The organism is Glycomyces dulcitolivorans (assembly GCF_003265355.1).
GTDB classification, from domain to species: Bacteria; Actinomycetota; Actinomycetes; order Mycobacteriales; family Micromonosporaceae; genus Glycomyces; species Glycomyces dulcitolivorans.
Genome location: NZ_QFRW01000256.1, coordinates 1 through 12,607, shown reverse-complemented (window position 1 = coordinate 12,607; position 12,607 = coordinate 1). Strand labels below are relative to the sequence as shown.

Here is a 12,607-nt window from a genome sequence, read left to right as displayed (position 1 = left end):
GTGGCGGCGGCCGCTCCTTCGGGGGCGGCGGCGGTGCCGCTGCCGGCGGCTCGATGCCCGACGACCCCTGGGCCTCCGCGGCCCCGGCCGGCGGTGGCGCCAGTGCCGGCGGCTTCGACGAGGACCCGCCGTTCTAAACCGGTCGCTGCCGTTCACGAGTGCGGCGGACCGGAACGATCTCGAGTAAGAGGCAAGACAGAGACATGGCCAACCCGAAATCGGCTCCCCTGCGGAAGCCGAAGAAGAAGCCCAACCCGCTTGAAAAAGAGGGCATCACCTACGTCGACTACAAGGACACGGCGCTGCTGCGGAAGTTCATCTCCGACCGCGGCAAGATCCGTGCCCGCCGTGTGACCGGCGTGACCACCCAGCAGCAGCGTCAGATCGCCGCGGCCGTCAAGAACGCCCGCGAGATGGCCCTGCTCCCGTACACCAGCCAGACCCGCTAAGGAAGGAGCGCGACATGAGCAACATGAAGATCATCCTGACTCATGAGGTGCCCAACCTCGGTTCGGCCGGTGACGTGGTCGAGGTCAAGCCCGGCTACGGCCGCAACTACCTGCTGCCGCAGGGGCTTGCGATCGCGTGGACCAAGGGCGGTCAGAAGGAGGTCGACGCGATCCAGCGTGCGCGTGCCTCCCGCCAGATCCACGACCTCGACAAGGCCCGCTCGGTGGCGGACCAGCTGAAGCAGACGGACGCCCACATCGTCGCCCGCACCGGCGACGGCGACCGCCTCTTCGGTTCCATCACCGCGGCCGACATCGTCAAGGCCGTCGACGAGGCCGGCGGCCCGAAGATCGACCGCCGCCGCGTCGAGCTCGCCTCGACCATCAAGTCGGTCGGCACCTACGACGTCACGGTCAGGCTGCACCCGGAGGTGACCGCGAAGTTCAAGCTCCAGGTCACCCCGGCCAAGCGCCGCAAGAAGTAGTAGGCAAGCGCGCAAGGCAAGTACATCGAAGGCCCGCGACCGGTTCCCCGGTCGCGGGCCTTTGTCGTACCCCCGTGAAAGGGTGGTCTTTTTCGGTTGGTTGGGTGAAGGTGGGTTCGGGTGGGTACCCGGGGCCGCCCGTACGGCCTACCGGCGCTAGATCACCCAGCCGGCGGTTCGCAGAATCACCGTCACCAGGCCCGCCCCCAGGATCGCGGCCGCCGAACCCGCTACGCCCGCGCGCCATCCCGCGCGCGGGAGCCGCAGCAGGACCGCCACCAGGAGGCTCGCGGTGAGCGACGAGAGCGTCCAGGCCCAGCCCGCCGCCACGGCCGCGCCGATGCGCGCGGGGACCGAGCAGCCCGTGGCCGCACACGTCGCCTCGACCGGCGGCTGCGACAGGACCCACGTCAGGTAGACCGCCATCGGCACCACGTACCAGGCCAGGGTGACCAGCAACGTCGGGGTGAACGCGCGCTCGCCCGGCCGGTCGTCGCCTTCGGGGTCGAGGCGCGGCCTGCGTTCGGGGCGTTGCGGAGCGGTCATGGGCCCGCCTCTCCTCTGATCCGTGCCGGGGACGCTCCCAATGCTAGTGGCAAGTTGGCACGAACGGATTTCCGTCCACAGGCGGTGGACGACGTCGCCGCAGCTCCCGACCCGGATTCGAGGCGTCCTCGCCTCTTTGTCCACAGGTTGTCCACAGGCCCGCCCCCAGTTATCCACAGGTTATCCACAACCTTGTCCACAGGTTGTCCACAGGGTCGTTTGCAACCGTGCCCGGCGCGACATAGCGTCGTTGACGCCGCCCTTCTGTCGTATGCGGGCGGTACTGTCTCCATGAACGCACAGTGACCGAGGGGGTGGACGGCATGACGGATGTGTCGACGGACGGCGTCTTCTCGCGAGGCGCCAACGGCTCGAACGGATCCTATTTCGACACGCCCCCGGAGGACCCCTTCGCAGGCGGCGGCGGAGGCGGAGGCGGCGGTTCCGCCCGCACCTACGAGCGCACCCCGCCCCAGGACGTCCAGGCCGAGATGTCGGTCCTCGGCGGCATGCTCATGAGCAAGGACGCCATCGCCGACGTCATCGAGGTCCTCGGCCCGGGAGACTTCTACCAGCCCAAGCACGGCATGATCTTCGACGCCGTCATCGACAAGTTCGGCAACGGCGAGCCCGCCGACGCCGTCACCATCGCCGCGGCCCTCGCCGACACCGGCGACCTCGCCAAGATCGGCGGCGGCCCCTACCTCCACGACCTGCTCAACGCCGTGCCCACGGCCGCGAACGCCGGGTACTACGCGAAGATCGTCAAGGAGAAGGCGATCCTGCGCCGCCTCATCGAGGCCGGCACCAAGGTCGTCCAGTACGGCTACGGCGGCGGCCAGGGCGGGCGCGACATCGACGACCTCGTCGACCTCGCCCAGCAGGCCGTCTACGAGGTCACCGACAACCGCCAGAGCGAGGACTTCGCGGTCCTGTCCGACCTCCTCCAGCCCGCCATGGACGAGATCGAGGCGATCGGCGCCAACCAGGGCGTCATGACCGGCATCCCCACCGGCTTCGCCGACCTCGACCGGCTCCTGTCGGGCCTCCAGGCCGGCCAGCTCATCATCGTCGCCGGCCGCCCCGGCGCCGGGAAGTCCACGGCCGCAATGGACTTCATGCGGCACGCCTCCCTGCACCACCGCCATGCCGCGGCCCTGTTCAGCCTCGAAATGAGCAAGCTCGAAATCGTCATGCGCCTCCTCTCGGCCGAGACGCGCGTCCCGATGCACGTCCTGCGCTCGGGCGACCTGTCCGACGACGACTGGACGCGCCTGGCCAAGCGCATGGGCGACATCTCCGAGGCGCCGCTGTTCGTCGACGACACCGCGTCGATGACCATGATGGAGATCCGGGCCAAGGCCCGGCGCCTCAAGCAGCGCCACGACCTCAAGCTCATCGTGGTCGACTACCTCCAGCTCATGACCTCGCCGAAGAAGGTCGAGTCGCGCCAGCAGGAGGTCTCCGAGATCTCCCGTGGCCTCAAGCTCCTCGCCAAAGAGGTCCAGTGCCCGGTGATCGCGGTCGCCCAGCTCAACCGCGGACCCGAGCAGCGCACCGACAAGCGGCCCCAGCTGTCCGACCTCCGCGAGTCCGGCTCGCTGGAGCAGGACGCCGACGTCGTCATCCTCCTGCACCGCGAGGACTACTACGACAAGGAGTCCCCGCGCGCCGGCGAGGCCGACTTCATCGTCGCCAAGCACCGCAACGGCGCCACGGACACGATCACCGTGGCGGCCCAGCTGCACCTGTCGCGCTTCGTCGACATGGCCGTCTAGCGCGGCGGCGCCGCGGCCCTGCGGGATAGCAGAGCCGCGGCTTGGCGGAGCGGCCTAGATGAGGACGCTCACGCCGATCGCGTCGTTGAAGTCGTCGGCTCTGGAGAAGACGTTCTGCCAGCTGCAGTCGCCGACGTGCGAGCCGTAGGCGTGGTTGTTCCACGACCAGCCCGCGCCGGAGTCGCCGCCGATGGTGACGTCACCGTCCATGCGGACCAGGCTCTCCGTGAGGTACCCGTCGAGCGTGCACGACCACCAGGGGTTCTGCACGTCGAGTCCGCACTGGCGGGAGCCCGTGGAGCGCCCGAAGATGCAGATCGACTCGCCGACGGTGAACCCCCACCACGGCTCGACCGACAGGGTGTCGCGCCGGGTGTTGGGGTGGGCGTAGAACTCCGGCTCGTCGATGTGGGTCGGGGTCGTGTGCCATTCGATGTCGCCCCAGTAGTTGCGGACCTGGTTCTGCCAGACCAGGTCGACGTAGCCGTAGCCGGGCTGCCAGGCCTGGTCGATCCCGGTGCAGTGCCCGGCGGTGGTCACCCCGGTGACGCCGGTCGGGCTGACGACCGTCCAGCCGGTGGTGCACTCGAACACGCCGCCGTCGTAGGCCGCCTCGCCGCCGTAGCCGTGCTCGGCGGTGTTGCCGAGCTTGTCGACGACCTTCAGCGTGACGCCCCGCCGGAACTCGTCGGAGAGCCGGTCGAGGATCTTGTCGGGGTCGGTGGGCAGCCCGGACTGGGCCGCGAGTTCGGTGCTGATGCGCCCGGTGGTGACGTCGAAGCCGCCGGAGAGGTCGACGTAGCCGAGCTTCACCAGTTCGCCGTTGAGGCGTTCGTTGCGGCCCTTGAGTTCGAGGTACGAGAAGGGCTGGCCGTCGGCGAGGACCACGTCCTGCCCGCTCTCCCTGATCACGCGCTTGACGAAGTCGTCGGCGTCGCCTTTGATGTAGATCGTCGGCGTGCCGCCGGGCTCGTCGGACAGGGCGGTGCCGACGAACACGTCCAGGCGCTCCGGTGCGATCTGGGCGGCGATGTCGCCGATCGCCTGGGCGACGAGGTACTGGTCCTCGGCCTGCGCGAAGGTCCAGCCGCGTTCCTTCGCGGTGTTGGAGAGGTCGTCCTTGAGTCCTTCCTCGGGGGTCTGGTAGCCGTCGTCGGGGTCGGGGTCGTCGTGCGCGGCGGCGGCCTGCGGGGCCAGCAGCAGCGCGAGTGATGCGAGCGCGATGAGCACGCGCCGCGCGATGGGGATCTTCATGGAGTTTCCGATCTTCTCTTCATCGAGGAGCGGCGATTGTCGAGAGTCGGGCCCGACGCCAGGCGTGGTGGCCTGGACAAGAAGTAACGCTACCGACACGGACCGGGACGCGTGGTCCCTTGTGGCCCGCGACGGCGCGATCGGAGCGGCGTGGCGGCGAGCGGGCATGCGGCACTGGGGATGTGGTCGCCAGTCGGAAAGGCGACAATGGGCGTTCTGGTCCGAGAGACCTTGCGGAGCAACGAGTTCCATGAGCACTCGCGCGCCTTGAACGCGGTTAGTCGCCGAAGAGGATCTGGAGGAGCGTGCGCCGCTCCTTGAGCCGCATGGTCTGGGCGGTGTCGGGTTCGCCCTGGTACCCGGGCATGGGACCGGCCGGGGCTCCCGGCTGGATGTTGTTGACCCACTTCTCGGTGTCGATGAGGTGCTCCAGCTCGCCGCGGTCCAGGAGCACGGCCCGGCACGCCGAGCACTGGTCGACGACGATGCCGTTGCGCTCGTACTGGCGCATGGCCGCAGCGCACTTGGGGCAGGTGAGGTGCATACCGGTCACGGTACACACCGTAGCCCTCCGATGCGAGATCCGTTCGGCACCAGCGCCCGTCAGCGCCACCACTCGACGGCTAGTGATGGGCCGGGGCCGGTCTCGTGCTCCAGTTCGTCGACGGCCTCCTGCGGGACGCCCGCGAAGAGGGTCCCGTGGGCGGAGCCGGCGATGGCGTCGCGCAGCGGCAGCCACCAGCCGAGGAGCACCACCGGGTACAGGAGGTACCCGAAGCGTGTGGAGGGCATGAGCAGGAACGCGGTCGACAGTCCTGCGGCGCACCAGAGTGCGGCCGCGGCGGCCGACGCCGGGGGCCGCGTCCACAGGAGCCGGGCGATGACGAGCGCGGCGACGCCGAGGAGCGCGGGGGCGATGAGCTCGCCGCCGGGGACGTGCCGCGCGATGAGGAACCCGGGCAGCGGGGACTGCGCGGGCGAGGTGACGACGCCGTGGCCGAGGCCGAACGCGATGACGTTGTCGAAGAACCCGCGGGCGTCGACGGCGAGGACCGGGATCATGGTGACCGCGACCGGGAGCGCGAAGCCGCCGAGGTAGCGGCGCAGGCCGCCCCGGCGCAGCCTCGGCGACGCTTGCGAGCCGTAATTGTGCAGAGTGAGGAAGCCGATGACGACGGCGGCGGGCCAGGCGAAGAGCTTGAGGGCCGCGGCGGCGCCGACGGCGAGGCCAGCGGCGAGCGGGCGGTCGCGGTGGGCGTAGGCGAGGGCCAGGACGATGAGGGCGACGACGGGCATGTCGTCGCCGCCGGTGGCGAACGTCAAGGCGCACACGGGGAACACGAACGTGGCCTGGAAGGCGCGCAAGAGCGGGCCCTTCCCGGCCCCGAGCCCGCCGGGGCGGCGGCGCAGGAGGTTCACCGCGGCGGCGGCGCAGGCCGCGGCGGCGAGGAGGAACCAGATGCGGGCGTCGGTCCACCAGTGCTCGCCGAACGCGGCGGCCGGGAGGCCGAAGACGGCCATGCCGGGCTGGTACGGGTTGTAGCCGAGGAGCGGCTCGGGGAGGGCGGCGATGGCGTCGGCGTGGAGGTAGGGGCTGCCGGTGTCGAGGAGGCGCGCGCCGGAGGACTCGACGACGAGGACCTCTTCCTGGGCGCGGCCGGTGACGCCGTTCGCGCGGTCGACCGCCATGAACGCCAGGGGCATCGCGGTGACGGCGACGGCCGTCCCGGCGGCCACGAGGGCCCGCCCGCGCCACACCGCGCCCGGCTGGGTCAGCAGTACGGCGGCGCAGATCGCGGCGGGCAGGTAGCCGCCGAACGCGATCGCGCCCCACTGCGAGTGCGGCTCCAGCGTGGTCCACAGCGCGGTGGCGCCCGCGAAGAGCGCGGCGACGGCGTAGAAGGCGAGGTCGATGAAGAGCGGACGGTTCGACACCCGATCAGCGTACGGGGGCGGGGCGAGCCCCGCCGGACGGCAGGCGGCAGCCCCGGCGGATCCGAAATCGCGGGCCCCCGATTCGAAGGGTGCCACGGGGGTCCGACAGTCCGGCCCTAGTGAAAGGGAATCCGGGCCCAGACTTCCTGGGTGCCGTCTCCCAAGGTGCGGGCTCCCCAGTCGGTGGACAGTTTGGACACTATGAACATGCCGCGTCCGTGGGCGGAGTCGAGGTTGACCGAGCAGACGTGGGGGTGGGTGCGGGAGCCGCCGTCGATGACGCGGACCTCGACGTCGGCGGGGCCGAGCGTGTAGGCCACGCACACCTCGTTGCCGGGGAGCGGCCGGGCGTGGCGGACGGCGTTGGAGACGAGCTCGGTCGCGCACACCAGCAGGTCGTCGCGGGCCTCGTCGGGGAGGTCGGGGAGCGAGTCGCGCAGCCACCGGCGCACCTGGCCCGGCGCCCCGGACTGGTGGGGGACGCGAAGCCGCTCGGGCGCCGGTATCGCAGCTGGCATCACTGTCCCCTTCCTTCCTCGATGCGGGTCGGAGCTATACAGCAACCTACCTTTTACATCGACGCGACGCCAGCATTACCGTCGCACGCGGAGTCCGTCCCGAGACGCGGCTTTCACCCCGTAAGGGTCTGCCGGATGGCCGCGGGCCGGTCGGTGAAGATCAGGTCGACTTCCAGGCCCGCCATCCGGTGCGCGGTGTCGGCGTCGTTGACGGTCCAGGTGTACACCTCGTACCCCGCTTCGTGGCTGCGTTCGACGAATTCGGGGGTCGAATCGATGTAGTCGACGCGCGAGCTGAGGACCTGGACACCCTCCGGCGGCCGGCGGAACGGGTACTCGAAGATCCACACCAGCGGCGTGTCGGCGTCCAGGCCCCGCCAGGTCTTGAGCGCGGCGCGCGAGAACGACATGACCGTCACGTCCAGGCCGGGCCAGCGCCGGAGCGTCTCCCACAGCCGCAGTTCGAGCCGCGGCCCGAACTTGGAGGGGTGCTTGGCCTCGATGAGGAGCTTGAGGTCCTTGCCGGAGTCGACGACGAGGCCGAAGAGGTCTTCGAGGGTGGGGATGCGCTCGGCCTCGGGGTTGCCGGCGCAGTCGGGGTAGCGGTGCGCGAAGTTGAACTCCCGCAACTGGGCGAGTGTGAGGTCCGCCACGGCGCCTTTGCCGTCGGAGGTGCGTTTGATCGTCCGGTCGTGGTGCAGGACGAGGTGCCCGTCGGCGGTGAGGCGGATGTCGAACTCGAACGCGTCGGCGCCCTCGACGATCGCCTGCCGGAACGCGGCGATGGAGTGCTCCGGAAGGAACTCGTTCGCGCCGCGGTGGGCGGCGATCAGCGGCTGGGACACCCTTTGAACGATAGACGGTGGGGGCGACGGCCGAGCCGCACAACGGTGTCCGGCTCTCGTTCCGCCGGTGAACGGGCGCACACGGAGGTGAACGCCGGGTGTCCGCGCGCCGACTCCCTGTCGCCGGGAAGGGAGCGCATCGAGTAGCGGACCGTCACTCCGGGGAGGGAGGATGGGGTCGTGCAATACGAGGAGGGGTCCTACCGGGACCTGGGGTGGGCGAAGATCGACGTCGGGCGGCCGGCCCGGACGGGGACGGCCGAGGCCGTGTACGCGGCGGGCAAGACCCCTGAGCAGGTCGTGGGCGCCCTGGCGGCGCTGCGCGAGGCCCACCCGGGGCGGGTCGCGGTCGCGACGCGCTGCGATGCGGCGTGCGAGGCGGCCGTCCGGGAGGCGTTCGGCGACGCGGTCCTGGCCGAGGCGGGCGTGTGCGCGGTCGGCGACTTTCCGGCGGCGGAGGCCGGGCCGCTCGCGATCGTGTGCGCCGGGACTTCGGACCTGCCGGTCGCGAGGGAGGCGGAGATCACTGCCCGCGCGAACGGGATCGACGCCCGGTTGACCGCCGACGTGGGCGTGGCCGGGCTGCACCGGCTCCTCGACAAGCTGCCCGAACTGCGCGAGGCGGTGTGCGTGATCGTGGTGGCGGGCATGGACGGGGCGCTGCCTAGCGTCGTCGCGGGGCTCGTGGCCGCGCCGGTGGTCGCGGTGCCGACCTCGGTCGGGTACGGGGCCGCGTTCGGCGGGCTCGCGCCGCTGCTGACGATGCTGAACTCCTGCTCGCCGGGGGTGACCGTGGTGAACATCGACAACGGGTTCGGCGCGGCGATGGCCGCGGCCCGCATCCTGAACGTGAAGGCGGCGCCGTGACGATCGCGTGGCTCGACTGCTCGGCGGGCGCCAGCGGCGACATGATGCTGGGCGCCCTGGCCGACGCCGGGGTGCCCCTGGAGCTGATGCAGGCGGCGGTGGACGCGCTCGGGACCGAGCCGGTCCGCTTGTCCGCCAAGCGGGTCGCCCGGCACGGCCTGGCCGGGACGAAAGTGGACGTGGAGGTCCCTGAGGCCGCGAACGACCGGCGCTGGCGCTCGATCCGGGCGATGCTCGAAGGCGCCGACTTGGACGAGACGGCCCGCAAGATCGCGCTGGGCGCGTTCGTGCGGCTGGCGGCGGCCGAGGCGGCGGCGCACGGCATCGACGAGGAGGACGTGCACTTCCACGAGGTGGGGGCGCTCGACTCGATCGCCGACATCGTGGGCGCGGCCGCGGGCCTGGCGTCGCTGGGCATCACGCGGCTGAGCGCCTCGACGGTGACCGTGGGGGGCGGCACGACGCGCGGGTCGCACGGGTCGATCCCGCTGCCGGCCCCGGCGGTGCTGCGGGTCCTCGCCGACGCGGGCGCGCCGGTCGTGGGCGCGGTGCCGTACGAGGCGTGCACTCCCACGGGCGCGGCGATCATCGCGGCCGCGGCCTCCGAGTACGGGCCGCTGCCGGAGATGGTCGTGGAGCGCGTCGGCGTCGGCGCGGGCGGGCGCGACCCGCAGGAGCGGGCGAACCTGCTGCGCCTGGTCATCGGCCGCGAGGTCGCGGCGCCGAGGCGGGCGGCGCACGTTCACCGTGTGAACGTTCAGGATTCGGCGAACGTTCACGGCGTGAACGTTGGGGGTCCCGCGCACGACCACGGCCACCGTCACGACCACGAGCACAACCATGCCGGTCCCGCCTCCGAAACCGTTGCCCCCCAGGCGGGTCGCCCGGTGGTGATCGAGACGAACGTGGACGACCTCGATCCGCGCCTGTGGCCTGCGGCGCTGGCCGCGCTCCTCGAAGCGGGGGCCTCGGACGCGTGGCTGACGCCGATCCTCATGAAGAAGGGCCGTCCGGCGCACACGGTGCACGTGCTGTGCCGGGCCGAGGCGGTCGGCGCGGTGCGCTCGGCGCTCGTGCGGCACACGACCACGATCGGCATGCGCTCCTACGAGATCGACAAGTACGCACTGGAGCGCCGGTATGCACTGGTCGATGTGGACGGTCAGTCGATCGGGGTGAAGATCGCTGTAGAGCACGGCGAGGTCGTCAACGCCTCGGTCGAGTACGAGGACGCGGCCGCCGCGGCGGCCGTGCTCGGGCGGCCGCTCAAAGTGGTCGTAGCGCAGGCCACGGCCCTTGCGGCGCAGGAGTATCCGCGTTGACGCACGCTTGGGTCGGAGGCTATATCCTGCCCGCATGATCGATTTCGAGAATGGTTCAGTTTTCAAGCTCAAGCAGTCCGACGACCCCGGCTTCCGCGACGAGGTCCAGCCCCTGCTGGTCGACGGCGAGGAGGTCGTCCTGACGTACGAGGGCGTCCGCGACTTCATCGTGTTCACGAACAAGCGCGTGATCGCCGTCAACGTCCAGGGCATCACCGGCCGCAAGAAGGACTACGCGTCCCTGCCGTTCAACAGGATCCAGGCGTTCTCGATCGAGACCGACGGCCTGGCCGACAACGACGGCGAGCTCGACCTGTGGTTCTCCGGCCTCGGCAAGGTCCGCTTCGAGTTCAAGGAGAACGTCGACCTGCCCGCGATCGCCAAGCACATCGCCGCCAGCTTCCTCTAAGCCCCGCAACGACTTGAGAGCGGCGCCGGACCCGTCCCCGTGGTGCCTACGGAGGAGGGGGTCCGGCGCCGCCCGGCTTTTCAGGCCGCGGTTCAGTGGCCGCGGTTCAGTGGCCGCCGTGCGCGGCCACGGCGGGGACCTGGCCGATCTCCTCGCCCTCGCCGAGGACCACGAACTGGCCCATCATCCCCGAGTCCTCGTGGGCGAGGATGTGGCAGTGGTACATGTACGGCAGGTCCGGGTCGGTGTAGTCGGCGAACCGCAGGGCCAGCAGGTACTTGCGCTGCGGGACGAGCTGCACGGTGTCCTTCCAGCCGCGCAGGCGCTCGGGCGGCTCGGCGCCGTCGACCGAGACGACCTGGAACTGGACGTCGTGCACGTGGAAGTTGTGCATGTACCCGTCGGCGTTGTCCACCTCCCACAGCTCGACGGTGCCTTCGCGGACGCCGAAGTCGATGCGCTGCAGGTCCATCGCCTCGCCGTTGATCTGGTTGAACCCCGACAGGGAGAACGAGCGCTCCTCGACCGCGTCGGCCGGGTCGAGGTCGGGCGCGGTGCCCATCGCGTCGGGGACCGAGGTCTCGTCGGCGAGTGAGTCGGCGGCGCGGAGCTCGCACACGTCGAGCAGGTCCTCGGCGCCGTTGACGCGCCCGAGCGGGCCCGTGTAGCCCTCGTCGGCCGGGTGCGACCTGAGCACGACCGTCTCGCCGGGTTCGAACGCGACCACGATCTCGGCGCGCTCGCCGGGCGAGAGCTGGATCCGGTCGGTCTCCCACGCCTCGGGCAGCAGTCCGCCGTCGGTGGCGACCAGCTGGAACGGGCGGTCGTCGCTGAAGCCGAAGTTGTACAGGCGCGAGACCGAGCCGTTGAGCAGCCGCAGCCGCACCAGGCGGGTCGCGACGTCGAAGTAGGGGCCGAGGGTCCCGTTGACCATGATCTGGTCGCCGAGGATGCCCTGCACGCTCATGAACGACCCGCCGCCCTCGAACTGGTTGTCGCCGTTCAGGTTCCGGTCCTGGACGATCATCGGGACGTCGTCGACCCCGTAGTCGGAGGGCAGCGGGAGGGCCGCGGACTCCTCGTCGTCGACGATGAACATGCCGGCCAGGCCGCGGTAGACGTGGTCGCCGGTGCGCCCGTGCGGGTGCGGGTGGTACCAGAGCGTCGCCGCCGGCTGGTTGACCGTCCACTGGGGAGTCCAGTCGCCGCCGGGTTCGACCTCCTGGTGGGGGCCGCCGTCCATGACCGCGGGCAGGTGCATGCCGTGCCAGTGGATCGAGGTGCCCTCGTCCAGGCCGTTGTACACCGAGAACGCGACCTCCTCGCCGCGCCTGGCGCGGATGGTCGGGCCCAGGAAGTTCCCGTTGATCCCCCAGGTCGCGGTCTCGCGGCCCGCCCGCAGCGCGGTGGTGCCGGACTTGATCTCCAGGTTGAACACGCGGGCGCCCGACGGGTCGCTGGTCGACTCGGCGAGCGGGGGGATCGCGAGGGGGTTGGCGAAGTCGACCTTCCCGGCGGTGTCGAGTTTGGCCTCGTTCCACAGGTAGGCGACGGTCCCGGCGCCGCCGAGCGCGATCGCGCCCACGCCGCCGCCGACACCGATGAGGGTCCACTTCAGTGCTTTACGCCGCTTCATGAACGCAATGTTCGCGGCGCGAAGGCGCCGATGCATCGGGCCGGGGAAGGCAATGCGCGTACACCCCCAGGGCTACGCGCGCACCCGGAGTCAACCCCGGGTAGCGGTCCCCGGGACCTGTCAGGCCTCGGCGAGGTAGCCGCGGATGTGGGCGGCGTTCACCGCGGCCGCGCGCCCGGCGACCTCCAGCTTCGCCATGGCCCGCGACAGGTGCACGCTCACGGTCTTCTCCGAGATGAACAGCTCCGCGCCGATCTGCCGGTTCGTCAGGCCCCGCGCGACCAGGCGCAGCACCGCGAGTTCCCTGGGCGTCAACGGGGTCGACGACGGCATCGCCGTGTCGAGCCGGGCCCGCTCGGCCAGCGCGCACAGCTCCTTGCGCAGCGGCTCCGCGCCGAGTTCGACCGCGGTCCGCTTCGCCGCGAGCACCGCCTCGGCGGCCTTGAGGCGGGCGTCGGCGCCCGGGGCGGCCAGCAGTGCCTCGGCCAGGCGCCAGCGCGCGTACGCCTGCCGGTACGGCTCGGCCCAGTCCCGCTTCGGTTCGGCGGCGGCCGCGAGCGGGT

The 12,607-nt window shown here is 71.1% G+C and carries 14 protein-coding genes and 1 pseudogene; 7 read left to right on the top strand and 8 right to left on the bottom strand.

Annotated elements, in window-relative coordinates; translation table 11 throughout:
- The 3 genes and pseudogenes from DI269_RS29140 to rplI all read left to right on the top strand — a co-directional run.
- A pseudogene (locus tag DI269_RS29140) lies at positions 1-137 on the top strand (single-stranded DNA-binding protein); the annotation flags it as partial.
- A 66-nt stretch (positions 138-203) separates the two neighbouring features.
- Entirely contained in the window at positions 204-449 is a 246-nt protein-coding gene (rpsR, locus tag DI269_RS17030) for a 30S ribosomal protein S18 (protein ID WP_106362737.1), read from the top strand.
- A 23-nt stretch (positions 450-472) separates the two neighbouring features.
- Positions 473-934 (top strand): 50S ribosomal protein L9, encoded by a 462-nt coding sequence (rplI, locus tag DI269_RS17025; protein ID WP_112137980.1) that lies wholly within the window; start codon positions 473-475, stop codon positions 932-934.
- A 156-nt stretch (positions 935-1,090) separates the two neighbouring features.
- On the opposite strand, the gene DI269_RS17020 is transcribed toward rplI, so the two are convergent.
- Positions 1,091-1,480 (bottom strand): hypothetical protein, encoded by a 390-nt coding sequence (locus DI269_RS17020; protein ID WP_112137973.1) that lies wholly within the window; start codon positions 1,478-1,480, stop codon positions 1,091-1,093.
- 323 nt (positions 1,481-1,803) lie between these two features.
- On the opposite strand from DI269_RS17020, the gene dnaB reads away from it, so the two are divergent.
- Positions 1,804-3,258, top strand: a complete 1,455-nt coding sequence (gene dnaB, locus DI269_RS17015) for a replicative DNA helicase (RefSeq protein WP_112137977.1) — start codon at positions 1,804-1,806, stop codon at positions 3,256-3,258.
- Positions 3,259-3,312: 54 nt separating this feature from the next.
- On the opposite strand, the gene DI269_RS17010 is transcribed toward dnaB, so the two are convergent.
- The 5 genes from DI269_RS17010 to DI269_RS16990 form a co-directional block, all read right to left on the bottom strand.
- Positions 3,313-4,512 (bottom strand): chymotrypsin family serine protease, encoded by a 1,200-nt coding sequence (locus DI269_RS17010; protein ID WP_112137971.1) that lies wholly within the window; start codon positions 4,510-4,512, stop codon positions 3,313-3,315.
- Positions 4,513-4,789: 277 nt separating this feature from the next.
- Positions 4,790-5,056 carry a TFIIB-type zinc ribbon-containing protein gene (locus tag DI269_RS17005; protein WP_112137969.1) on the bottom strand — a complete coding sequence of 89 codons (267 nt, stop codon included), beginning with the start codon at positions 5,054-5,056 and terminating at the stop codon, positions 4,790-4,792.
- Between the two features lie 59 nt (positions 5,057-5,115).
- On the bottom strand, positions 5,116-6,447 hold the full coding sequence (locus DI269_RS17000; RefSeq protein WP_112137967.1) for a glycosyltransferase 87 family protein: 1,332 nt from the start codon (positions 6,445-6,447) through the stop codon (positions 5,116-5,118).
- 116 nt (positions 6,448-6,563) lie between these two features.
- Positions 6,564-6,965 carry an ATP-binding protein gene (locus DI269_RS16995; RefSeq protein ID WP_112137964.1) on the bottom strand — a complete coding sequence of 134 codons (402 nt, stop codon included), beginning with the start codon at positions 6,963-6,965 and terminating at the stop codon, positions 6,564-6,566.
- A gap of 113 nt (positions 6,966-7,078) precedes the next feature.
- Positions 7,079-7,810 carry a glycerophosphodiester phosphodiesterase gene (locus DI269_RS16990; protein WP_157975051.1) on the bottom strand — a complete coding sequence of 244 codons (732 nt, stop codon included), beginning with the start codon at positions 7,808-7,810 and terminating at the stop codon, positions 7,079-7,081.
- A 180-nt stretch (positions 7,811-7,990) separates the two neighbouring features.
- Between DI269_RS16990 and larB the strand changes: the two genes are divergently transcribed.
- From larB to DI269_RS16975, 3 genes are read left to right on the top strand one after another with little or no spacing between them, the layout of a single operon-like run.
- A complete protein-coding gene (larB, locus tag DI269_RS16985; RefSeq protein WP_112137959.1) occupies positions 7,991-8,677 on the top strand; it encodes a nickel pincer cofactor biosynthesis protein LarB in 687 nt (228 codons plus the stop codon).
- Positions 8,674-9,999, top strand: coding sequence for a nickel pincer cofactor biosynthesis protein LarC (gene larC, locus DI269_RS16980; RefSeq protein ID WP_232822791.1), 1,326 nt, complete (start codon positions 8,674-8,676; stop codon positions 9,997-9,999). Before larB ends, larC begins: the two co-directional genes overlap by 4 nt.
- 34 nt (positions 10,000-10,033) lie before the next feature.
- Positions 10,034-10,408, top strand: coding sequence for a PH domain-containing protein (locus DI269_RS16975; protein ID WP_112137957.1), 375 nt, complete (start codon positions 10,034-10,036; stop codon positions 10,406-10,408).
- A gap of 106 nt (positions 10,409-10,514) precedes the next feature.
- On the opposite strand, the gene DI269_RS16970 is transcribed toward DI269_RS16975, so the two are convergent.
- On the bottom strand, positions 10,515-12,044 hold the full coding sequence (locus DI269_RS16970) for a multicopper oxidase family protein (protein ID WP_112137954.1): 1,530 nt from the start codon (positions 12,042-12,044) through the stop codon (positions 10,515-10,517).
- Positions 12,045-12,164: 120 nt separating this feature from the next.
- Positions 12,165-12,607, bottom strand: a 443-nt coding sequence (locus tag DI269_RS28685; RefSeq protein WP_198667500.1) for a response regulator transcription factor, incomplete at its 5' end; no start/stop codon positions are given.